This window comes from Fibrobacter sp. UWH6 (assembly GCF_900142465.1).
In the GTDB taxonomy this organism is placed as follows: domain Bacteria; phylum Fibrobacterota; class Fibrobacteria; order Fibrobacterales; family Fibrobacteraceae; genus Fibrobacter.
Map to the genome: position 1 here is coordinate 219,203 of NZ_FRAX01000004.1, position 22,088 is coordinate 241,290.

A 22,088-nucleotide genomic window follows, 5' to 3' on the forward strand; every position below is an offset into this window, starting at 1 on the left:
CCGTCGACTTGATTTTTATTTAGATTATTTGCGATGGAACAGGCGCTTTACTGGATTGCTTCTTTGACTTTCGCCATAATTCTGGCGATTTTCTTGTGGCATGCCTATACCTACAAGAACGAAGCCTCGCCTGTAGATAAGGCTTATCGAATTCTTGTTTCCTGGTGCGTGTTCTTTTGCTTGCAGGATGCCCTGTGGGGAATTGCGGCCATGCCCGAAGTTGGCCATCCGTCGCTCCTTTTTGGGATCACTACCGGATTCCATATTTTCACGGTAATCACGGCGTACGTCTGGCTTCATTTTGTTCTGGTTTATCTGGGCAGTGAAATTCACCACAAAAGGCTTTACAGTGCGCTGGTTCTTTTGGCGGTTGTTTTTCAGACGGCCTTGGTTATAAGGAATATCTTCGTTCCCACCATCTTTACCATTGGTCCCAATAACGAATACCGATGCGAAGCCTTTAGGCAGGTTGCGTTCTTTAACCAGTACTTTATCTATGTGTTGATTGGCTTGATTACTGCAATTTCTGCTTTAAGTAAGAAGGGGGATACCCGTAAACAGTATGCCGCCGTCTTTGTTTTCGTGTTGGCTCCCATATTGTGCGGCATATTCCAGTTTTTCTTCCCCAACGCACCTTTCTATGCTGTTGGCTATGCGGTAGGCTGTACAATCATTCACGTATTCATTGCATCAAGGGAGCATAACGATCGCCTGGTGCTGGCGTCTACTACCGATGAACTGACCCAGGTTTACAATCGACGTTCCTACGAAGAAGACCTTAAGCGATACGAGGATCATCCCATAGAAGATGACTTGATTCTTTTTTCTGTGGACTTGAATAGCTTAAAACAGGTTAATGATACCCTAGGTCACCTTGCTGGCGACGAACTGATCCAGGGGGCCAGCCTTTGCATTACCAACGCTTTTTCCGGCAGCGGCAAGGTTTATCGCGTGGGTGGCGATGAATTTATTGTTGTTGTACATTCCGATGAATCCGGCAAGAAATATAAGGACAGGCTTGAAAATGAAGTTGACCAGTGGAAAGGCCAGAGAATAAAGGACATGTCTCTTTCTGTTGGTTATGCCGCCAAACGGGATATGCCTAACGCCAGCCTGATGGAATTGAAAAAGTCTGCTGACCAGATGATGTATCATGATAAGGAACAGTATTACAAATCCAAGGGCGTAGACCGCCGAGGACAGCGCGAAGCCTTTGATGCCGTCTGCAATTCCTACACCAAGATTTTGAAGGTCAACCTGACGGCTGATTCCTATGGAATCATCAAGATGAACCAGGATGAGAAAACAGAACAGAAGGGCTTCTCCCATAAGATTTCCGAATGGCTTCATGGCTTTGGAAAGTCTGGGCAGGTTCATGCTGAGGACTTGGATGGTTATCTGGAAAAAACTTCCCTGGAATTCTTGCGTAGTTATTTTACGAAGGGTAACACCTCTCTGAGCATTTTCTATAGGCGACTCTCTGCCGATGGTTACCGCCGTGTGATGATGGAAATGATTCCCTCCGATGATTACACCGCAGAAAATCAGACCTTGTATTTGTACGTAAAGGATATTGGCGCAGCCCATGAAACTTGATACAACCCTCTACTTTATTACCGACAGTTCTACCGTTCCCGCCGAAAAGTTCCTGCCCTCTGTGGAGGCTGCCTGCAAGGGCGGTGCCACCATCATCCAGCTCCGCGAAAAGAACAAGTCTACCCGTGAGTACATGGAGTTGGCCGCTGCTGTTCACGAAATCACCAGCCGCTATAACGTGCCTCTGATTATTGATGACCGCGTGGATGTTGCTCTCGCCATCGGTGCCGAAGGTGTTCATGTGGGGCAGACCGACATGCCCGTTGCTGTAGCCCGCAAACTCATGGGCCCGGGTAAAATCATCGGTGCTACGACCAAGACTGTCCCCCAGGCTCTGGAAGCCTACGAACAGGGTGCGGACTATTGTGGCGTGGGCGCCATTTATCCCACAACCACAAAGGTCGTCACCATCCTCACTTCCGTGGATACTCTGAAGGAAATCGTGAAGGCGGTGCCTATTCCCGTGAATGCTATCGGTGGCTTGAACAAGGACAACATCCACGTTCTCGCCGGCTCTGGAATCGCTGGCATTTGCGCTGTTTCCGCCATCCAGAAGGCCGCTGATCCCGAAGCTGCCGCCCGCGAACTGAAGGCTGCCTTCCTGGCGCTGTAACCTATTGACGCGGCAGAACTGGCCCGACGAGTCCCGCATCTAGCCCGACGCATCAGCACTTAAACCGACGCTCCTGACTCCAAACTGATATTATGTTTAGACTTTGGCTTACCACTTGCCCCGATGATTTTGCCGGTGAATATGATGACATCGAAGAGATGTTCAAGCGAGGCCTTACCCGCCTGATCCTTCAGAAACGTCGCAATACGCCGGAGTCCTATGAACGTTGGCTCCTGTCCTTGTCCATGGAATACCGCGACCGAATCTGGGTGCGTGGTACTCCCGATCTGGCGGAGCAGTTGGATGTCCGTGGTTGCGTGGCCGAGGCTCAATCCCTGATGGGACCGGTTCCCGAATCCTGGAAACGCGTAAACTGTATCGCTTACTGCCGCGACCTGGAGCAGCTGGCCCAATTGCCCGAATGGGTGTCTGGAGCTCTTGTTGGCCCGATTTTTCAACCTTTATCCGGCCTTGAGCCGGTCAAAACGGTTGGACTAGACCTCCTGCAGTCCCACCTATCTTCTAATCCTCCCAAGTGCCCGGTTATCCTTTTTGGGGGTATCGACGAGGAAAATGTCCACCTTTTCAAGGAACTTCCCAGGGAATTTGGGGTGTCTGGCGCTTCTGTAATCGGTGGAATTTGGAACTACGCCGACTCCATAAATGCCTTTATTAAGCTAAACAGACTGTGCGTTTAATCACAGACTTTGTAAAAGTGTTTACTAAATAATTACAAAATGCGTTTTTTAAGCGAATTTCGCGAAAAATGTTCCAAATTGGAATAAAATAGATTGTTCTATTTGAAATTCTAAACATATATTATGGAACATGGAACGAGCAAGAGCAAAGATTTTAGTTATTGATGATACCAAGACGAATATTGAAGTCCTGGAGGGCATTTTATCTAACGACTATGATATTTTTGTTGCCTTGAACGGAAAAAAGGCTCTTGTTCTTACAGAAAAGGTTAAACCTGACCTGATTTTGCTGGACGTAATGATGCCCGAAATGGACGGTTACGAAACATTACGCCAGATGCATGCCCTAAATTTGGTGAATAATACTCCTGTTCTGTTCTTGACTGCCAAGGCAGATGCCAAAAGTGAGCAGATGGGACTGGATTTAGGCGCCGTCGACTATATTACTAAGCCATTCAATCCTGATTTGGTACGTCTCCGTATCAAGAATCAGTTGGAATTTAAGCAGCAGCGTGACCATCTTCATGAACTGGTTGACGAGAAAACCAAGGATCTTCGTAAGACATTGAAGGTCATGTTGACCAGTTTGGGTGCCCTGGCTGAATACCGCGACCCGGAAACCGGCGCTCATATTAAGCGTACCCAGGTGTTGGTCCAGATGCTGGCCGAGAAACTGCAGAACCACCCGAAGTTCAGTCACGCTATTTCTAGCAAGGAATATATTGATTTTTACGCTACGGCTGCACCACTCCATGATATTGGCAAGGTGGGTATCCCCGACGATATTTTAAGAAAGCCGGCTAAGCTTACCGATGAAGAAAGGTTGGTTATGAGTACCCATGCCCAGATGGGTTATGACGTACTTCTGAATGCGACCAGGGAACTGAGCAATCATCCTCTGGTCAAGATTTGCGCAGATATTATTTTGAACCATCATGAACGCTGGGATGGCGAAGGTTATCCCAACAAGATTAAGGGAGAAGATATTCCTGTGGGGGCCCGCCTTATGTCTGTGGCGGATGTTTATGACGCTCTTGTATCTCGCAGGCCTTATAAGGAACCATATCCCCATGAAGTTGCCGTGGCCGAAATCAAGGCCGGTAGGGGAACTCAGTTCGACCCCGATGTGGTCGACGCCTTTATGGAAATTGCAGACATTCTTCCCGGTATTTACGAACAGTTCAAGGATGGCGCTCAGTAAGGAGTAGCTATTGACTCATAGTCCTTTAAACGCCCAGCGACGTAGGCTCAGAATCCGAATTCTGACGGTTTTTGCCGTCCCCGTGATTATCGCCTCCATTCTATTGGTCTTCCTTTTCTCATTGACCGTCAAGGAAATGATGATTGATTCCGCATACGCCAATACGGAATCGGCTTTGCAGGACAAAGTTCTCTCTGAAGTGGAAGCCTTGCTGAAAAACGACGAAGATAAATTTGTCGCTGCGGCGAAGCGTGTTCAGAATGCCAAGGAATCGGGAATTCGCTCCATTCTCTACAGGGTCTTGCAGTCTAGTGAAGATCTCGTGGATGTCTACTATGGGGGCAATGAAGGCGAATTTATATCTGCTAGGGGGGTAAAGCTGGAAAGTGGCCAGGCGGAATATCGTACCAAGGCCTGGTATCTGGAGGCTTCCCGTAAGAGGGGGCTCGCTCTAACTGGCCCTACAATCCGTAAGGATTTCGGTAAGCAGGTCATGACCATTTCTTACCCGATCTGGGATAAGAATCAGAAGTTCCGCGGCGCTGTGGCTGCCGATATTGACTTGCACAAGGTTCGACTTTCTCTTGGTGCTGTAGCCAAGGAAGAAGGTGGCATTACCCTTTTGGCCGGTAATGACAACGATAACCTGTTTACCTATTTCCCGTATGAAACCAACCGCGGCAAGGTTCTGCAAGATAGTGTAGAAAACCTGCTTCTGCTTGCCTTGAGCGAGTTTAAGCCCGATACTCTGATGGAAGGGAAGGTTGTCCGTTTTGAATTGACCAACGACCATCGACAGCGTCTGGTGTTCATGGTGGCTCCCATCAAGAAGATGCCCTTCTATGTGGTTCATGTGAGTCAGCAGAACAAGATCGTTGCCGGCGTAGACGAAAATTCCTCCAAGACCTTCCTGTTGGTGGCTCTGGTGGTGCTCCTGTTGATGGGTGGTGCCGCTATCGTTTCCCATACACTGTTTACCAAGTTCATTCAGCGGGACTTGAACGAAAGTGTCAGCTCCAGTACCCTTTTCGATACGCTTCTGGGGAGTGATAATTTTAGGATTATCCTGACGAACGATACCTTTGATATCTTGCATGCCAGCGCCTTTATTGCGGACTTCCTGAATGGTGGTGAAGATTTGAAGGGACAGATCCTGTTCAAGTTCTTCCCGTCGGACCAGTTCAATAAATTTGTGCATCGTGTGGCCATGGGTGGCGAAATGCACGCCAGCGAACGCAAGATTCTTGTGCCTGTGAAGAGTTCTTCCGGGGAAGTGGCGTGGTGGGGCATTTTCTTCCAGGTCCTTGTGGAAGATAACGGCGAAATGCGTTATCTGTTCATGATCAACGATGAAACTAGCGGCATCCAGAAGGATACCATTTTGGATACCATTATGCTTTCCGCAGACCATTCTATCCTGGTGATTTTTGATAGAGCCAAGCGTGTGAAGTACATGTCTAAGCAGTTGGCAGACTTCCTGGGCAAGGAATGGCGCAAGATGATCGGCCTGTCTCTGGATGAATTGAAGGAACAGGGACTGCCTGAATCGGTGATTACATCCTTAAAGGATACCTTTAGCAGGCGTGAAATCTGGAAGGATTCCTTCGTGCTTAAATCCCAGGACGGCAAGAGTGAAACCTGGTTCCGTGGGGAAGGCTGTACATTGATGGTGCAGGGGTCCGTCGTGGGCTACATGCTTTCCATGATCGACATTTCTGAAGTGGTGGCTGCCCGTGAAATTGCGGAGCAGGCTACCCAGGCCAAGAGTGAATTCCTGGCCAACATGAGTCATGAAATCCGTACCCCCATGAATGCCATTATCGGTATGGCGCACCTGATTTCAGAAACCCAGTTGGATGAACATCAGAGAGGATTTGTAGACCGTGTAAGTACGGCGGCCAAGTCCCTCCTTGGAATCATCAATAACATCCTGGATTTCTCCAAGATCGAGGCCAAGAAGCAAGAACTGGAAATTACCCAGTTGGTGCTTCGCGATGTGGTCAGCGATGTGGCTGCCCTGGCCGAAGTCCGTATTGCCGGACGTCCCATCGAACTGATTGTGAATGTGGATCCGGAAATTCCTGAAATCTTGATGGGTGACCCGCTGCGCCTTTCCCAGATTTTTACGAACCTGATTAACAATGCTACCAAGTTTACCGAGAAGGGCGATATTTCCCTGATCGTTTCCCTGGAATCCCGCACCGAGAACAGCGTCAAACTGAATTTCTCCGTGAAGGATACGGGTATCGGCATGACTCCGGAACAGCTTGGGCGTCTCTTTAACGCCTTTACTCAGGCTGATGGCTCTACGACCCGCAAGTACGGCGGTACTGGCCTTGGCCTGGTGATTTCCAAGTCCCTGGTGGAATTGATGGGCGGTCAGATGCAGGTGGAAAGCGTGGCTGGCGTTGGATCTCGATTCTTCTTCAGTATTACACTCCCTGTTGCGGCCCAGTCTGTGGATCCCAAGTGGAAGAATCAGATTCGCTTTGCCGGAAAGAATGTCTTGCTGGTGGATGATTGCGAAAACCTCCGTGACGTATTGCGCCACTATCTGACCAAGCTAAAATGCATTGTAGAAGAGGCGGAGTCCGTTGACCAGGCCCTGGATCTTATTCAGGCGCATGAAGAGGCTGGCGAAGCTCCCTACGATATGTTCATCGTGGATTATGACATGCCGATCTTGAACGGCTTCGACTTCGTTCATGGTCTCGATGAAAAGATGATACGGATTCCCAAGGTGTTGATGCACCCCATCCATTTTGACGAAAAGGATCTGACTGCGGCCCAGAATCTGGGATTCAGCAGCTTTGTTCCCAAGCCTCTGCAGATCAGTTCCCTGCTCAGTAGCATGGAAGAAGCCATGGGCTATGAGCTAACCTACCAGAAGGCTGTCAAGAAGGAAAAGAGCAAGATTTACTTTAAGGAAGCCAAGATCCTTCTGGTTGAAGACAACCAGATGAACCAGGAATTGGCGGTGTCCCTGCTGAATAGCGTGGGTCTCAGTTCCATGATTGCTAACAATGGTAAGGAAGCCCTGGACATGCTCCAGAAGGATTCCTTCGACCTGGTTCTCATGGATATCCAGATGCCCATTATGGATGGTCTGACCGCTACTAAGGAAATCCGTGCCCGCGAAGACGAGTACTTCAAGAATGTGCCCATTCTGGCAATGAGTGCCCGTGCCTTCCAGAAGGATACGGAAGAATGTCTAGCTGCCGGTATGAATGCCCATATTGTCAAGCCCATTGACCCCAGCCTCCTTTACGAGGAATTGGCCAAGTTCCTGGCGGTGGCTGCGGAATCCAGCAAGGTGGTTACGGACGGAGATAGTTCGGACCTGTCCCAGGAAGACAGTGAATTCCTTGCCAAGTTCCAGAAGATTCGCGACCTGGATGCCGAAGCGGGTCTGTACCATTCCAATAGCAATAGGAACGTGTTCCTCAAGATTCTGCAGGGCTTTGTCCGCGATTACGGCGGAACATCCTTCAACTTGCGCCAGATGATCGAGTCTGTCCGTTACGATGAGGCTGCACGAATTGTGCATACCATCAAGGGCTTGTGCGGAACCATCGGTGCGAACCATTTGCAGAATCTGGGCGCAACTCTAGAAAGTCAGCTTTCCCAGGGGCAGTGTAACGCCATTGATTTCAGTAACTTTGAGAAGTTGCTTCAGGAAATTACGTCTGACTTGGATGTAGTACTGTCAGGTATTGCGTCTGAGCAGGTTGTTGTCGCCAAGAAGAAAGATCCCAACGCCAAGGAAAAGCTTCAGAAGCTGGTAACGGAACTGAAGGACGCCTTGGATATCTGCTCCGCCACCCGCTGCAAACGCAGCCTGGATGAAGTGGAGGGAATCTCCTTCGAGAACAACCATGACGTGCTTATTGGCAAGCTGAAGGAACTGGTAGACGATTATGACTTTAGCGAAGCCGCCGAAGTTCTGGAAAGTCTGGAAAAGACGATTGCCTAAAAACTAAAGGACCATGGCCGCAATAAAGGCCAGGACTACGATAATTGCGGCGACGGTGCCTACAATGCCACCGAAGCCGCTTTTCTTTTTGGCATAAGGGCTGTTAGGATCGTCTCCAAATTCATTTTCCAGGATTTCCTCGTAGTCGGGGAGCTCTTCGTCTGCGAATTCGGCTCCATCTTTCCAGCCGGTGTTCTTGTCGCTACCGCAGTGGCGGCAGAAGGTGGCGTCGGGCTTGATTTCGGCCCCGCAGTGAGGGCAAATCATGGTAACGGAATTGTCTTTCATTAGCTCCAATATACAAAAGTTGCGTGAATTATTAATACATTTGTTGAACGTATGCAGAATTTAGACGGCTTGTATTTTTCGTTGCTACGGATTGCCTTGAATGTGACCACAGAATCCTGCTTGCCTCGGGCCTTGTCCGATGACGAATGGCGGTGGGTTCATGATTACTCCGTAAAGCAGTGCCTGGTTGGGGTGCTGTTTCGTGCTGTGGAAAAGTTGCCTCATGATCAGCGTCCCCCTCGAGAACTATTGCTACGGTGGTCGTTTGAATCTCATAAGATTCAGCTGGTAAATGAACGCATGAATAAAACGGCTGCCGATTTAACGGAGATGTTCTGTGGCCGAGGGTTGCATCCTGTTATATTAAAGGGGCAGGCGAATACGCTTCTGTATCCCGATCCGTTTTGCCGTCAGGCCGGCGATATCGATATTTTGCTGGAAGGTGGCCGCGAAGGTGTTTTGCGAACTCTAACGGAGATGAACCTGCACGTAGATGCCGAGGATGATGTTAGCGATCATCATGTGCATCTTGAGCCGGGCCTTTTTGGTGGTATTACGGTGGAAGTCCATTTCTGTCCGACGTCCAGCTTTTCTCCCTATAAGACGAGAGCCATGCTTCGTTTTCTAGATGGTGAGCTGGAAGAACTTCGTTCCTGTGCGGATTGTAGTTCCTGGAAGGTGGCTCAAGGTTTTTGCGTTCCGAGTATTCCCTTTGCCCTGGTAATGCAGTTGTCCCATTTGAGACAGCATTTTTTCAGTACCGGAGTGGGTTTGCGCCAGTTGGTGGACTATCACCAGCTGCTAAAGAATTCTACCGAAGAAGATCGGGTGCGCGTGTCGAAAATGCTGGGTGAATTTGGCTTGTTTCACATGGCCGGTGCCGTTATGTGGTTGATGCGTGAAGTGTTTGGTCTCGGTGAAAATCAGCTACTTTGCCCTGTAGATAAAAAACGAGGGAAGAAACTGCTTAATGTTGTTATGAACGGGGGCAATTTTGGACGATATGCGGCTGATTATCGGGTTCCTGTGCTAAAACGCTGGATTATTGACCGCAAACGTTTTATTTGGCTGTTGAAATTTGATGCCACAGAGGCGATTTGGCATGAATTGCGTTATTGGAAGACCACGATTTCCTTGATTCCTCGAAGAATAAGGCGGGGGAGGGTGGCTCTAGGGAATCGCTAACTTAATGATGAATCTGAAAAGGAGATGGCTTTCGTCATCTCCTTTCAGCTTTTCGGGAGTGTGTATGAAAAAATCCTTGAAAATGCGATTTTTCGGAGCTTTTACGGCTCGGAAACCTGCAGGCTGTAGCCTAAATTGACCTTGCCGCCTGCATTTCGTGTTCTTTGAATCTTGTATTCTACGCGTTCAGCGCCCTTGGGCATGCAAAAGTTGACCTTCTGGTACCCCTTGTTCTTGTGAGATGACGTGTAAGTCTTGATAATTTTGCTGCCAGCGCCAATAATATTGACCGTCAGGGTCATTTCTTGCTGTAATTTATTGCTGTGAGTAGGAGAATCGTCTTGTTGCTGCCAGGTTATAGACATCTGCCACATCTTGCCGGGCTCAACTTCACCGGCATCTTCTATGTAGATGTATTCGCCCTTGCCTTTGGCATCAGGCTTGAAATGCGACTTATTGCCGCCAATCCAGTACCTTGAAGAGGTACCTGTGACAATGCTCATTTTATTCTCCAACAAAACCCAAATGTGATGAATATCACAAATATAGCATAACTATCTAATTGTGGCAATGGTGGTTGGTTAAAATGAAAGAAAAAATGTAGAGAAGGTGAAATCTTTGTAAAAATGGTTTATTTACTTCGAATTTTCGTAGGTTTTTAGTCTGTCCTTAATTTTTTAACTTTATAAGAAAAAAGAAAGTTTTGCTAGGGACAAATTTATAGTAATTTTGCGTTGTCTTGGTAGCATCCCTGCTGAGACTATTACACCTCAAAAATAACCCGTCGACGTTGCTGTCGGCGGGTTCTTTTTTTTACCTCTTACTTTGTTTTAATTTTTTATTTTGATTTTGTACAAAAAACGCCCAGCCATTCGGCTGGACGCTTTTTTGTTTTGCGTAGGGTATAGCTTGATACGTTGTAATCCGTATTTGGACTACGATTGGTAAAAATCTTATGTGTGTGGGGGGGGTAGTATAGGTATGAGCTGAGTATACTATCAGCTTTATCTGTAGTTTCTTTGTTGACCTCGATGTAACCCTACGCATTTGTTAGATGCGTTTGCAAATATACAATAGTTTGTTCTGTACCGCAATGGGAAATGATGGTAATATTTTAAAATAAGATAAATATATTTTAATGTTGTGTGTTGTGTGATATGTTGTATGTTTAGTTTATTTTGCTTGTTGAGTTCTTTTTGTTAAGGTTTATGCAATCTGTTTTTCAACATTTCTTGAAGAAATCATTAATCGAGAGAGAGAAGCTTTTAAAAGTCCCCTATAATCTGAAATCGCCCTATTTTGGTGTGAAATTTGAATTGTTCTATTCGCCAAACGGTTTGTTTTGTTATTTTTTTTACATATTTTTGTGAAATTCACCTTTTTTTTCATCTAGGAAGGAATGGACTATGAAAAAGGCTTTAAGAACGGCTGTTATGGCTCTAGGCTTCGCTGCCGGTGCTGCATTGGCCCAGCCGGGTATTGAAGGCGGAACTGACGGTCTTCATCAGATCAATACCAAAACCCTTGGTATAGGTAATATGACTTTGGGTACTGGTGGTAATATTTCTACCAGTGCATGGGGTCTTTCTCGTGGCGGCGTATTTGAAATGGATGGCAAGCGTTATTCCTACAACGCTGCTGACTATTCCCAGGCTGGTAACATTTTCTTTGGCATGGGTGTCCTTGACTTCTGGGATATCGGTGTCGTTCTGCCTCTGTACTATGAACACGCCAATTCCGACGGTCCTTCCGGTGATGCAAACCAGTGGACCACCAGCCGTGGTGACCTGGATATGTGGATGAAGATCCGCGCTCCTTTCAAGTCCAAGGTGTTTAGCCTGGCTGCCATGTTGGACTTGTACGCTCCTACAGGTGAAATTGGTGCCGGCGTGCGTCCACGCCATGTGTGGTACTTGAACAGCGAAACTTATACCAGCCCGTTCACTGCTGGTGACTGGACCTTTGCGGCCGGTCTTGTAACAACTTTTGACTTTACCAAAGTTGGTTATCCCTTCCGCGTGAACGCAGCTGCCAGCTATGTCTACCCGGTTGACCTGGCCGAAACCAATGCTCTTGTGTATGCCGCTGGCGTAAACTGGATTCCCAAGAAATGGGTGGATGTGTTCTTGGAATATTCCGGCGAAATGCGTTTGCAGAGCAAGGGTAACCTGAAGTTCAGTCCCATGAATGATCCCATGCTCATTACCCCGGGTTTCCGTTTCCACTTGCCTTATAATGTTGATTTTGCTGTTGGACTTGAAGTGGCTGTTCGTACCTTCAAGAACCTGGGCTTCGATCACGATAAGGAAATAGAAGGTTGCGACGATGTTATCCTTTCCTACATCGGTGAAAATGGCCATACGGCTACTTATTGCTACGCTCCTACTCCCCTTATTTCTGGTGCCGCTGTGCTTAGCGTTCGTTTCGATCCGTTTGGCCCCAAGGACACCGACAAGGATGGTGTTCCTGACGAACAAGATAAGTGTCCCAGCACTGCCAAGGGGATTAAGGTCGGTTCCGATGGCTGCCCCCTGGATAGCGACAAGGATGGCGTGATCGATGATCTGGACAAGTGCCCCAACACTCCGGCTGGTAGCGTTGTGTTCTATGATGGCTGTATCGATACTACCGGTACCCGTCTGAAGGCTGAAGAAGATGCCCGTAACAAGGCTAAGGCTGATTCCGCAGTTAGCGCCAACGCTCGTGCCCTGATCTTGGATTTGGATGGCGATGGCATTCTGGACGACAAGGACAAGTGTCCCAATACTCCGGCTGGCGTTCCTGTTGATTCTACCGGTTGCCCCATGGACTTTGACCACGACGGCGTGAACGACGCCCAGGACAAGTGCCCCAATACTCCGGCTGGTACTCCTGTAGATTCTGTAGGCTGCCCCATGGACTTTGACCACGACGGCGTGCCCGATCACCTGGACAAGTGCCCCAATACTCCGGTAGGCATCGAAGTGGACATTAACGGTTGTAAGATGGACTCCGATAAGGATGGCATCCCCGATACTCAGGACAAGTGCCCCGGTACTCCCGAAGGCATGCCTGTTGACTCTATCGGCTGCTCTCTGGACTTTGACCACGACGGCGTGCCTGACATGAAGGACAAGTGCCCCAATACCTTGCCCGGTATCCGCGTCGATGAAAATGGCTGCCCCCTTGACAAAAAGGAAGACCTTGACCAGTTGAAGAAGGGCATTCAGTTCAAGACCGGTTCTGCAACCCTTACCAAGAGCAGCTTCGGTACCTTGGATGACGTTGCCGCCCTCATGCGCAAGATTCCCAACGCCAACCTAGAAGTTCAGGGTCACACCGACGACAAGGGCTCCGACGAAAAGAACATGAAGCTTTCTCAGGATCGCGCCCAGGCTGTGGTGGATTACCTGATCAAGCGTGGTGTTGAAAAGGATCGCCTCCGTGCTGTTGGCTATGGCCGCACCATGCCTTTGGCAGACAATGTAAATGAAGATGGCCGAGCCCAGAACCGCCGAGTGGAACTGGTTCCGTTCGAAAAGTAATTCTTTTATATCGACATTGAAAAAGAAGCCTCGCTCTGGGCGAGGCTTCTTTTTGCGTAAAGCTGTAAAGTATAAAGCGAAAAAAGTTCTTTAGTCCTTTTTCGGCATCTGCACGGCGATATGGATGTCCTGCAGCTGTTGCAGATCCACTTCGCTGGGGCACTGGTCCATGGGACTGGATGCGCTGGTGTTCTTCGGGAATGCGATGTAGTCACGGATGGATTCTTCACCTTCCATAGTTGCAACAACGCGATCCAGACCGAAGGCGAGACCACCGTGGGGAGGAGCACCGAACTTGAAGGCGTCCACGAAGAAGCCGAACTTTTCCTTAACCTGTTCTTCGGTAAGACCGAGCAGGCGGAAAACCTTTTCCTGAACTTCAGGGTTGTGGATACGGACAGAACCGCCACCGATTTCAACACCGTTAAGAACAAGGTCATAAGCTTCGGCGTTGCAATCCTTCAGGTTGCCGGAGAGCATCATGTCCAGATGTTCGGGCAGCGGGTTGGTGAACGGGTGATGCATAGCCATGTAGCGGCCTTCGGTATCGCTGTATTCGAACATGGGGAATTCAGTGATCCAGACAAATTCGCGCTTCTTCGGGTCACGGAGACCCTTGATGCGAGCCACTTCGAGGCGGAGCTGACCCATAGCGGTAGCTGCAATCTTTTCGGGACCAGCGATGAAGAACATCATGTCGCCGCACTTAGCGCCGACTGCGTCACGCAGTTCGTTGAGCTGTTCGGTAGTGAAGAACTTGCCGACCTGAGTTTCAACTTCGTCATTTTCCTTGACGCGCATCCATACGAGACCCTTGGAACCGTACTTAGCAACGTAAGCGGTGAGTTCGTCAATCTGCTTACGGGTGAAGTCCACGCAACCCTTGGCTGCGATACCGCGGATCTTGCCACCAGCGGCAACGCAGTTCTTGAACACGCCGAATTCGCTCTTGGCACCGATTTCGGAAACGTCGTGGATTTCGAGATCGAAGCGCAGGTCCGGCTTATCGGAACCGTACTTGAGCATAGCTTCTGCCCACTTCATGCGGCGGATCTTCTTGGGAGGTTCGAAGTTCCAGACCTTACCGAGAACTTCGGTAACGAACTTGTCGAACATGCCCATCACGTCGTCCTGGTCTACGAAGGACATTTCGACGTCGATCTGGGTGAATTCCGGCTGACGGTCGGCGCGGAGGTCTTCGTCACGGAAGCACTTGGCGATCTGGAAGTAGCGGTCCATGCCAGCGATCATGAGGAGCTGCTTGTACTGCTGCGGAGACTGGGGGAGAGCGTAGAACTTACCAGCGTTCACACGAGAGGGAACCAGGTAGTCACGTGCGCCTTCCGGAGTAGACTTACAGAGAACCGGAGTTTCGATGTTTTCGAAACCGTTTTCATAGAAGAAGTGGTAGACTTCCTTCAGGAACTTGCTCTTGAGCATGAGCTTCTTCTGGATCCACGGGCGACGGAGGTCCAGGTAACGGTACTGGAGGCGGAGGTCGTCGTTTTCCTTACATTCTTCGTTGGGGTCATTGATGGCCAGGGGAGAAGTGAGGGCTGCGTTCAGGATGGTGAGTTCGCTGATCTTCACTTCGATTTCGCCGGTAGCCAGCTTTTCGTTGGTGTTGCCTTCTTCACGGGCATAGACCTTACCGGTAACGCAAATCACGTATTCGTTACGGAGAGTTTCTGCGTTCTTGATAACGTCGGCATTGTAATCCGGATTGAACACAATCTGGGTCTTGCCATACTTGTCGCGGAGGTCCACAAAAATCACACCACCGTGGTCACGGCGACGATCCACCCAACCACAGAGAGTTACGGTCTGGCCAACATCTTCCTTACGGAGCTGGCCACAGTTATGAGTACGTTTCATTGTATTACCCTTTGGTATAAAAAATTTACGGGCGTAAATATAGAAACAGGAGCGTGGTGTGACAAAAGGCTACTCCGATTTTTGGGATAAATTCGGGCCTTGAAGTTCTTTTTCCTGATATGGATGGACGTCTGATAAAAAAGGTCTAACTTTTATAGATAAGCTTTAAAATCCATAATTAGAAATTCTCTAATGTATAAGCAAAAGTTATAGTTTTTCGTAAACTTTGTATAATAAAATTTAACATTCACGAAATCGGACCTTTTTTTAGAAAAAAAATGAAAAAATCGGAAAAATTTTATGAAAACTGCGACTTTTTGATAAAAAACCTTGTATATTCTTACCGAAATTTTTCAAAAAGTCCCTAAAAAGGGCTTCTTATTGTTATTGGAGATAAAATATGGCAGAAGATTTGCAATACCTTATGGAACGCATCCAGAAGGATGCTGTTGACAAGGCAGAAAACGATGCAGCAGCAATTATTGCTAAGGCAAAGGAAAAGGCAGCCGAAATTGTCAAGGCCGCCGAAGCCGAAGCCCAGGCAAAACTTGCCAAGGCCGATAAGGATGCTGAAGCATTTACCGAACGTAGCGAACGCACTCTGGAACAGTCTGCACGCGATCTTCTTCTTTCTGTAGGCAAGAATCTTCAGGATATGATTCTTAACCTGCTCTCCCTCCAGGTCGAAAAGTCCCTGGACGAATCTACCGTCAAGGAAATGCTCCTTTCCCTCGCCAAGGGCTACAGCGCCCACGTTGAAGTGGACTTCAGCGAAGCCGATGCCAAGAAGCTCGCTTCCTTCGTCACAGGCGAATTTGCAAAGCAGCTTTCTAACGGTGTTGAAGTTTCCAGCGATAAGGGTGTCAAGTATGGCTTCCGCGTCAAGCTGGACGGTGGCAAGGTCACCCACGAATTTACCGAAAAGGCAATGGCAGACGCTCTTTCTGCATTGCTCCGCCCGCAGCTGGCCAAGGTCGTTAACGCTGCAGCACAGGCAAAGTAATTAAGGCGAATCAATGAGTTCTCCTTCTTATTTAATGGCTTCTTTGCCCATGATCAACCTGGGAGATGTTCCTCCTGTGACTATGGATGATTTCCGTAGCCGCTGCGAAGGTGCTCTGGACCAGGCTGAACTTGAAGCTTTGAACGCCTTGCTTAACAATGAACCGTCTGACGATGAATTCGTACAGTCCTATCAGGCTCACGAAATTCAGATGAAGAACGTTTCCGGCAGGCTCCGCGCCCAGGCATGGGGCCCCGATGTTCGCTTTAGCGAAAAGAGCTTTGCCGGCTACGACGTCTATTTCGCCAAGATGATTCAGGATGCATTTGCCAAGTCCAATCCTATGGAAAAAGAGCAGGATCTGGACAAGGCCCGTTTTTGGCTGGTTGATTGCCTCGCCGGTGTAGGGGAGGAAACGGTCAAGCACGTATATGCATACGCAATTAAGCTCCAAATTTGTGCACGTTGGGCCCGCCTTTCTGAAAAGGCCGGCGACGCTGCTGTACTCAACGTTATTAATGCAAACGATCCTGACTTTGTTCAGGAATGACCGGAGGTCCATTTTCAATGGCTAGTATCGGAAAAATCATCGGTGTGAACGGTAACTTGATTCGCGTCAAGTTCGAAAGCGCCGTGTCTCAGAACGAAGTGGCTTATGCCAAGTTGCCCTCCAAGAATAAGGATGGCAAGTCCGAAATTATCCCGCTGAAGAGCGAAGTGATTCGTATCCGTGGCGACTACGCAGAACTTCAGGTGTTCGAAGATACCACTGGCCTTAAGGCTGGCGACGAAGTCGAATTCACTGGCGAACTGCTTTCTGTGGAACTTGGACCTGGTCTTCTGACTCAGGTGTTCGACGGTCTTCAGAACCCCCTGCCCGAACTTGCCGAACAGTGCGGCTTCTTCCTGCAGCGCGGTAAGTACCTGCCGGCCCTCCCTCGTGATAAGAAGTGGGCCTTTACTCCGGTTGCAAAGCCGGGTGATGTCTTGGTTGCTGGTGACACCATCGGTACCGTACCCGAAGGCGTGTTCACCCACCGCATCATGGTGCCTTTCAAGGTTCTCGGCAAGGTGACCGTGGAATCCGTCGTTCCTGCTGGCGAACATGTCGTTGAAGACGTCGTCGCAGTAGTCAAGAACGAAAAGGGCGAAAAGATTGAAATCAAGATGGTCCAGACTTGGCCGGTGAAGATGCCGATTAAGGCTTTCGAAGAACGTCTTCGCCCCACCAAGCCGCTGACCATGCAGCAGCGCATTGTGGATACCTTCTTCCCTGTGATGCAGGGCGGTACCTTCTGTACTCCGGGCCCCTTCGGTGCCGGTAAGACTGTGCTGCAGCAGCTCATGAGCCGTTACGCAGACGTGGACATCGTGATCCTGGCCGCTTGCGGTGAACGTGCTGGTGAAGTGGTAGAAACCCTTCGCGAATTCCCTGAGTTGATCGACCCCCGTACCGGTAAGTCCCTCATGGAACGTACTTTGATTATTTGTAACACTTCTTCCATGCCGGTGGCTGCTCGTGAAGCTTCCGTTTACACCGGCGTGACCCTGGCTGAATACTATCGCCAGATGGGCCTGAACGTGTTGCTCCTGGCTGACTCTACTTCCCGTTGGGCACAGGCTCTCCGTGAAATGTCCGGCCGTCTGGAAGAAATCCCCGGTGAAGAAGCCTTCCCGGCTTACCTGGAATCTGTGATCGCAGCCTTCTACGAACGCGGCGGCGTTGTCCGCCTGAAGGACGGTTCCACTGGTTCCGTGACCATCGGCGGTTCCGTTTCTCCGGCAGGTGGTAACTTCGAAGAACCCGTGACCCAGGCTACCCTTAAGGTGGTGGGCGCATTCCTCGGTCTGTCTCGTGAACGTTCCGACCAGCGCCGCTTCCCGGCAATCCACCCGCTGGATTCCTGGTCCAAGTATGAAGGCATCATCGATTCCAAGAAGGTTGCCGATGCCCGCAAGATTCTTGCTGCTGGCGTTGACGTCAACAACATGATGAAGGTGGTGGGTGAAGAAGGTACCTCTATCGATGACTTCATTACTTACCTCAAGTCCGAATACCTTGACGCAGTTTACCTGCAGCAGGACGCCTACCACGAAATTGACGCCGCCTGCACTGGCGACCGTCAGAAGTATGTGTTCGGCAAGGTTTATGAAATTCTCAAGACTCCTATGTCTTTTGCCGAAAAGGATATTGCACGTACCTTCTTCCTGAAGCTCACTCAGGCTACCAAGGACTGGAACCGCGTTGCAATGGATTCCGCAGAATTCAAGGAAATTGAATCCAATATTACTGCTTCCGTGAAGGAGGTAACTGTCAATGCATAATGTTGCTTACCATCGTATTGAACGCATCGCCGGTTCTGTGATCTCTCTGAAGGCAGAAGGCGTTGCCAACCAGGAACTGGCTCAGGTTACTAGCTCTTTCGGTACTTCTCTCGCCCGTGTGATCCGTATTGACGGTGACATGGTTGACCTGCAGGTTTTCGCAGGCGCCCGTGGCGTTTCTACCGATTCCGAAGTCCGCTTCCTGGGCGAACCCATGAAGGTTCCTTATTCCGAAGCTCTCCTTGGCCGCGTGTTTAACGGTGCTGGTCAGCCCCGTGATAACGGTCCGGAAGTGGATGGCGAACGTATCGCAATTGGCGGCCCTTCCGTGAACCCCGCAAAGCGTATTATCCCGAAGACCATGGTCCGTACTGGTATTCCCATGATCGACGTGTTCAATACCCTGGTGGTGTCTCAGAAGCTCCCGATTTTCTCTATCGCTGGTGAACCGTATAACGAACTTCTTGCCCGTATTGCTCTGCAGGCAGAAGTGGACGTGATCGTTCTTGGCGGTATGGGCCTGAAGCACGACGACTACCTGTACCTCAAGGACTTCCTTGAAAAGAACGGTGCTCTTAGCCGTACCGTGATGTTCATGCACACTGCATCTGACCCCATTGTGGAATGCTTGCTGGTGCCTGATGCATCCCTCGCCGTTGCCGAAAAGTTCGCAACCGAAGGTAAGAATGTTCTGGTGCTTCTCACCGATATGACCAACTTCGCCGACGCCATGAAGGAAATTGCAATTACCATGGAACAGATTCCGTCTAATCGTGGTTATCCTGGCGATCTCTACTCTTCTCTCGCTAGCCGTTACGAAAAGGCTGTGGACTTCGAAGGTTCCGGTTCCATTACCATCCTCGCTGTTACCACCATGCCTGGCGATGACGTGACCCACCCGGTTCCGGATAACACCGGTTACATTACCGAAGGTCAGTTCTATCTGCGTAAGGGCCGTATTGAACCGTTCGGTTCTCTGTCTCGTCTGAAGCAGCAGGTGAACGGTAAGACCCGTAGCGACCACCGTACCATTATGAATACCATGATCCAGCTCTATGCTTCTTACAAGGAAACCCTTGAAAAGCAGTCCATGGGCTTTAACATGAGTACTTGGGACCAGAAGCTGTTGAAGTACGGCCAGCGTTTCGAAAAGGAAATGATGGACCTGTCCGTGAACATTCCTCTGGAACAGGCTCTGGATCTTGGCTGGACCATTCTTGCCGACTGCTTCCAGCCCGAAGAAACCGGTATTCCTTCCAAGATGATTAGTCAGTATTGGCCCAAGAAGGGGTAATTAATGGCTAAAGTCAAGTTAACAAAGAACGCCCTCAAGGCGGAACGCGACGCATTGAAGCGCTTCCAGCGCTATCTGCCCACGTTGCTGTTGAAAAAGCAGCAGCTGCAGATGGAAATGCGTACGCTCCAGGAGAGGGTGATGGCAAAGCGCGAGGAGGAAGACAAGCTCCGCAAGAGCATGTCCTCCTGGATTTCGCTGTATGCCGAACCTATCGATTGGTCGAAGTACCTGTCGGTGAAGGAAGTGCGCCAGGGCGAAGGTAATATCGCCGGTGTCCGCATTCCTACATACGATGGGGTAGACTTCAATGTGACCATCCCTGACTTCTTTACTACGCCGGTTTGGCTGGACGACGGTATCCGCAGTCTGCAGGGCCTTATTTCCCTGCGCCTGGAACGCCGCGTTCTCGAAAAGCAGTACGAACTTCTTTCTCAGGAACTTCGTACCACGAGCCAGCGCGTGAATCTTTTCGAAAAGGTCAAGATTCCCGAAGCCAAGGACAACATTCGCAAGATTAACATCTTCTTGGGTGACCAGCAGACCTCCGGTGTGGCCCGTAGTAAGCTTGCCAAGGGCAAGTCTACCGCTCGTGCCGCAGCACAGGATGCCGCAGCCGCTCAGGACAAGGGGGTAGCCGCATGATTACTCCTATGAAGAAAGTAACCATTCTCTGCCTGGACAAGGAACGCGAGGCTTCTCTTGAAAAGCTCCGCGAGATGGGCATCCTTCATGTAACCCCGCTGGTAAATCCCACGGGCGTAAAGCTGAATGCCGCCAAGTCCAAGGTCATGCGAATCCGCAAGGCTCTCGAGGCAATCCCTGCCAAGGCAGGGAAGGATGCTGTTTCTCTGGACGCATCTATCGCTTCTCAGCCCGCAGTCGAAGCCGTGCATCAGATGGTGCAGGTCAAGAAGGACGCTACGGACGAAATCTCCAAGCTCCATAACGACCTGAACCGCCTTGACAACTTCGGCAATCTGGACCCGCAGACTGTTAAGTCTCTGGAAGAGAGCGGTGTTTTCGTAAAACTCTATGAAGTTGATCCCAGCAGGACTATTTCTGCTGATGACGGTGCCGTTGTGCTCCCCTTCGGACAGAACCTTACTGGAAATCTTTATGCAGTCATTAGCAAGGGTGAAGCTCCCGCAGCCGTAAAGGATGCCGTTGAACTTCCTCTGCCGTCTATGTCCTTGGCCGAAATGCGCCAGAAGCTCTCCGCAGCCAATGCAGAACTTGCAAAGGCCGACAAGACTCTGGAAGGCCTGGCCGCCAAGCGCTCCGAAATCGATTCCGCATTGGTTGACGCCGATGAAGAATACGACCTGCAGGAAGCTGCAAGCGGAATGCTGGCTGGTGCAAGCATCGCGATGATTCAGGGTTTTGCCCCTGCCAATCGCATGTCTGAAATCCAGGAAGCCGCAAAGGCTAATGGCTGGGGCGTCCGCGAAGAAGATCCTTCTGACGACGACATGGTTCCCACGCTTTTGACCCACAAGCCCATTGCGAAACCCATGCAGTTCCTGTACGATATTATCGGTATCGTTCCGGGCTACAAGGAAATCGATGTTTCCGCAGTGTTCCTGGCTTTCTTCAGCCTGTTCTTTGCCATCATCGTTGGTGATGCCTTCTACGGAGCTCTGTTCCTGGCACTCACTATCGTTGCCCGCAAGAAGGCTCCGAAATCCAAGAGTGCAGGCTTCAGCTTTATGTACTTGATGAGTGGTGCTACCATCGTATGGGGTATCATGAATGCAAGCTATCTTGGTTTGACTCCGGAAATTGCTCCCTGGGTTGCAAACCTTGACCTTGCAAATGCATCCTTCTGCCCCGAGGGCCTGAAGAATGCCATGCATTGGATCCGTCAGTCTTCCAACATGCAGTTCTTCTGCTTCTGCATTGCAGTGGTCCATCTGACTATTGCGCACGTTTGGAATGTGATTGTCCAGATCCAGCGTAAGAGTACTACAGCTCTGGCTCAAGTTGGCTGGCTATTCTCCACCTGGTACATGTTCTTCCTCGCGGGAAACATGGTGCTGGGCGACAAGGTCCCGGAAGTATTCAGAAACTTCTTCAGCGGTCCTACTTCCGCTCCGATGATCTATGTGCTCATCGCTGGCGTAGTGCTGCTGGTGCTGTTCTCTGTGCCTCCTTCCAAGCTCAAGGAAGAATGGATTTCTATCCCCATGCTTGCCTTGAACATCGTGAACAACTTCGTGGATGTGATTAGCTACATCCGTCTGTTCGCAGTGGGCCTTTCCGGTGCTGCCATTGCAGAATCCTTCAGCGAAATGCTTTCGCCTATGTTCGGTTCTGTTGGCGGTCTCCTTGGTGCAGCCATTGTGCTACTCTTTGTTCATGCCCTGAACATTGCACTTGCCGTCATGGGTGTGGCGGTTCACGCAGTGCGTTTGAACACCCTAGAATTTTCTAACGGCCTTGACCTGCAGTGGAGCGGTTTTGGCTTTAACCCGTTCAAGAAACGGAAAAACGTTTAATAACAACAAGTAGAG

At 49.7% G+C, this 22,088-nt stretch carries 16 protein-coding genes; 13 read left to right on the forward strand and 3 right to left on the reverse strand.

All coding sequences use genetic code 11. From position 1 onward, the window contains the following. Nucleotides 1–33 precede the first annotated feature (33 nt). The 5 genes from BUB73_RS05690 to BUB73_RS05710 all read left to right on the forward strand — a co-directional run bounded on the left by BUB73_RS05690 (nt 34) and on the right by BUB73_RS05710 (nt 8,081). Nucleotides 34–1,596 carry a GGDEF domain-containing protein gene (locus BUB73_RS05690; protein WP_073284296.1) on the forward strand — a complete coding sequence of 521 codons (1,563 nt, stop codon included), beginning with the start codon at nt 34–36 and terminating at the stop codon, nt 1,594–1,596. Continuing rightward, on the forward strand, nt 1,586–2,209 hold the full coding sequence (thiE, locus tag BUB73_RS05695; RefSeq protein WP_073284299.1) for a thiamine phosphate synthase: 624 nt from the start codon (nt 1,586–1,588) through the stop codon (nt 2,207–2,209). Before BUB73_RS05690 ends, thiE begins: the two co-directional genes overlap by 11 nt. A gap of 92 nt (nt 2,210–2,301) precedes the next feature. After that, nucleotides 2,302–2,907, forward strand: a complete 606-nt coding sequence (locus BUB73_RS05700; protein ID WP_073159273.1) for a thiamine phosphate synthase — start codon at nt 2,302–2,304, stop codon at nt 2,905–2,907. Between the two features lie 130 nt (nt 2,908–3,037). Beyond that, nucleotides 3,038–4,108 (forward strand): HD domain-containing phosphohydrolase, encoded by a 1,071-nt coding sequence (locus BUB73_RS05705; protein WP_073284302.1) that lies wholly within the window; start codon nt 3,038–3,040, stop codon nt 4,106–4,108. Nucleotides 4,109–4,118: 10 nt separating this feature from the next. Further along, entirely contained in the window at nt 4,119–8,081 is a 3,963-nt protein-coding gene (locus tag BUB73_RS05710) for a response regulator (RefSeq protein WP_073284305.1), read from the forward strand. 3 nt (nt 8,082–8,084) lie between these two features. Here BUB73_RS05710 and BUB73_RS05715 read toward each other — a convergent pair whose 3' ends face one another. Beyond that, nucleotides 8,085–8,369, reverse strand: coding sequence for a zinc ribbon domain-containing protein (locus tag BUB73_RS05715; RefSeq protein WP_249269262.1), 285 nt, complete (start codon nt 8,367–8,369; stop codon nt 8,085–8,087). A gap of 51 nt (nt 8,370–8,420) precedes the next feature. Here BUB73_RS05715 and BUB73_RS05720 point away from each other — a divergent pair, with 51 nt between their 5' ends. Continuing rightward, on the forward strand, nt 8,421–9,554 hold the full coding sequence (locus BUB73_RS05720; protein WP_073237509.1) for a nucleotidyltransferase family protein: 1,134 nt from the start codon (nt 8,421–8,423) through the stop codon (nt 9,552–9,554). 101 nt (nt 9,555–9,655) lie between these two features. Here BUB73_RS05720 and BUB73_RS05725 read toward each other — a convergent pair whose 3' ends face one another. Beyond that, complete coding sequence (locus BUB73_RS05725) at nt 9,656–10,057, reverse strand: hypothetical protein (protein ID WP_073159265.1); 402 nt, start codon at nt 10,055–10,057, stop codon at nt 9,656–9,658. A 903-nt stretch (nt 10,058–10,960) separates the two neighbouring features. Between BUB73_RS05725 and BUB73_RS05730 the strand changes: the two genes are divergently transcribed. Then, a complete protein-coding gene (locus BUB73_RS05730) occupies nt 10,961–13,078 on the forward strand; it encodes an OmpA family protein (RefSeq protein WP_073284308.1) in 2,118 nt (705 codons plus the stop codon). Between the two features lie 90 nt (nt 13,079–13,168). Here BUB73_RS05730 and aspS read toward each other — a convergent pair whose 3' ends face one another. Beyond that, nucleotides 13,169–14,953, reverse strand: a complete 1,785-nt coding sequence (gene aspS / locus BUB73_RS05735) for an aspartate--tRNA ligase (protein ID WP_073159262.1) — start codon at nt 14,951–14,953, stop codon at nt 13,169–13,171. 400 nt (nt 14,954–15,353) lie between these two features. Here aspS and BUB73_RS05740 point away from each other — a divergent pair, with 400 nt between their 5' ends. From BUB73_RS05740 to BUB73_RS05765, 6 genes are read left to right on the forward strand one after another with little or no spacing between them, the layout of a single operon-like run. Continuing rightward, nucleotides 15,354–15,956, forward strand: a complete 603-nt coding sequence (locus BUB73_RS05740; RefSeq protein ID WP_073159260.1) for an ATPase — start codon at nt 15,354–15,356, stop codon at nt 15,954–15,956. 13 nt (nt 15,957–15,969) lie between these two features. Next, complete coding sequence (locus BUB73_RS05745; protein WP_073159258.1) at nt 15,970–16,506, forward strand: DUF2764 family protein; 537 nt, start codon at nt 15,970–15,972, stop codon at nt 16,504–16,506. A gap of 17 nt (nt 16,507–16,523) precedes the next feature. Beyond that, nucleotides 16,524–18,281 (forward strand): V-type ATP synthase subunit A, encoded by a 1,758-nt coding sequence (locus BUB73_RS05750; protein ID WP_073284310.1) that lies wholly within the window; start codon nt 16,524–16,526, stop codon nt 18,279–18,281. Beyond that, entirely contained in the window at nt 18,274–19,575 is a 1,302-nt protein-coding gene (locus BUB73_RS05755; RefSeq protein WP_073284313.1) for a V-type ATP synthase subunit B, read from the forward strand. The genes BUB73_RS05750 and BUB73_RS05755 overlap by 8 nt, the downstream gene beginning before the upstream one ends. 3 nt (nt 19,576–19,578) lie before the next feature. Continuing rightward, entirely contained in the window at nt 19,579–20,220 is a 642-nt protein-coding gene (locus BUB73_RS05760) for a V-type ATP synthase subunit D (RefSeq protein WP_073284316.1), read from the forward strand. Between the two features lie 8 nt (nt 20,221–20,228). Then, the gene (locus BUB73_RS05765; protein ID WP_254795008.1) at nt 20,229–22,073 is read left to right on the forward strand and encodes a V-type ATP synthase subunit I; all 1,845 of its coding nucleotides are present in this window, start codon (nt 20,229–20,231) and stop codon (nt 22,071–22,073) included. Nucleotides 22,074–22,088: the final 15 nt, after the last annotated feature.

What these genes read in the sequence shown, in the direction of transcription:
- BUB73_RS05690 (WP_073284296.1), top strand. Translation starts at nt 34, where the DNA reads ATGGAACAGGCGCTTTACTGGATTGCTTCTTTGACTTTCGCCATAATT.
- thiE (WP_073284299.1), top strand. Translation starts at nt 1,586, where the DNA reads ATGAAACTTGATACAACCCTCTACTTTATTACCGACAGTTCTACCGTT.
- BUB73_RS05700 (WP_073159273.1), top strand. Translation starts at nt 2,302, where the DNA reads ATGTTTAGACTTTGGCTTACCACTTGCCCCGATGATTTTGCCGGTGAA.
- BUB73_RS05705 (WP_073284302.1), top strand. Translation starts at nt 3,038, where the DNA reads ATGGAACGAGCAAGAGCAAAGATTTTAGTTATTGATGATACCAAGACG.
- BUB73_RS05715 (WP_249269262.1), bottom strand. Translation starts at nt 8,369, where the DNA reads ATGAAAGACAATTCCGTTACCATGATTTGCCCTCACTGCGGGGCCGAA.
- BUB73_RS05720 (WP_073237509.1), top strand. Translation starts at nt 8,421, where the DNA reads ATGCAGAATTTAGACGGCTTGTATTTTTCGTTGCTACGGATTGCCTTG.
- BUB73_RS05725 (WP_073159265.1), bottom strand. Translation starts at nt 10,057, where the DNA reads ATGAGCATTGTCACAGGTACCTCTTCAAGGTACTGGATTGGCGGCAAT.
- BUB73_RS05730 (WP_073284308.1), top strand. Translation starts at nt 10,961, where the DNA reads ATGAAAAAGGCTTTAAGAACGGCTGTTATGGCTCTAGGCTTCGCTGCC.
- aspS (WP_073159262.1), bottom strand. Translation starts at nt 14,953, where the DNA reads ATGAAACGTACTCATAACTGTGGCCAGCTCCGTAAGGAAGATGTTGGC.
- BUB73_RS05740 (WP_073159260.1), top strand. Translation starts at nt 15,354, where the DNA reads ATGGCAGAAGATTTGCAATACCTTATGGAACGCATCCAGAAGGATGCT.
- BUB73_RS05745 (WP_073159258.1), top strand. Translation starts at nt 15,970, where the DNA reads ATGAGTTCTCCTTCTTATTTAATGGCTTCTTTGCCCATGATCAACCTG.
- BUB73_RS05750 (WP_073284310.1), top strand. Translation starts at nt 16,524, where the DNA reads ATGGCTAGTATCGGAAAAATCATCGGTGTGAACGGTAACTTGATTCGC.
- BUB73_RS05755 (WP_073284313.1), top strand. Translation starts at nt 18,274, where the DNA reads ATGCATAATGTTGCTTACCATCGTATTGAACGCATCGCCGGTTCTGTG.
- BUB73_RS05760 (WP_073284316.1), top strand. Translation starts at nt 19,579, where the DNA reads ATGGCTAAAGTCAAGTTAACAAAGAACGCCCTCAAGGCGGAACGCGAC.
- BUB73_RS05765 (WP_254795008.1), top strand. Translation starts at nt 20,229, where the DNA reads ATGAAGAAAGTAACCATTCTCTGCCTGGACAAGGAACGCGAGGCTTCT.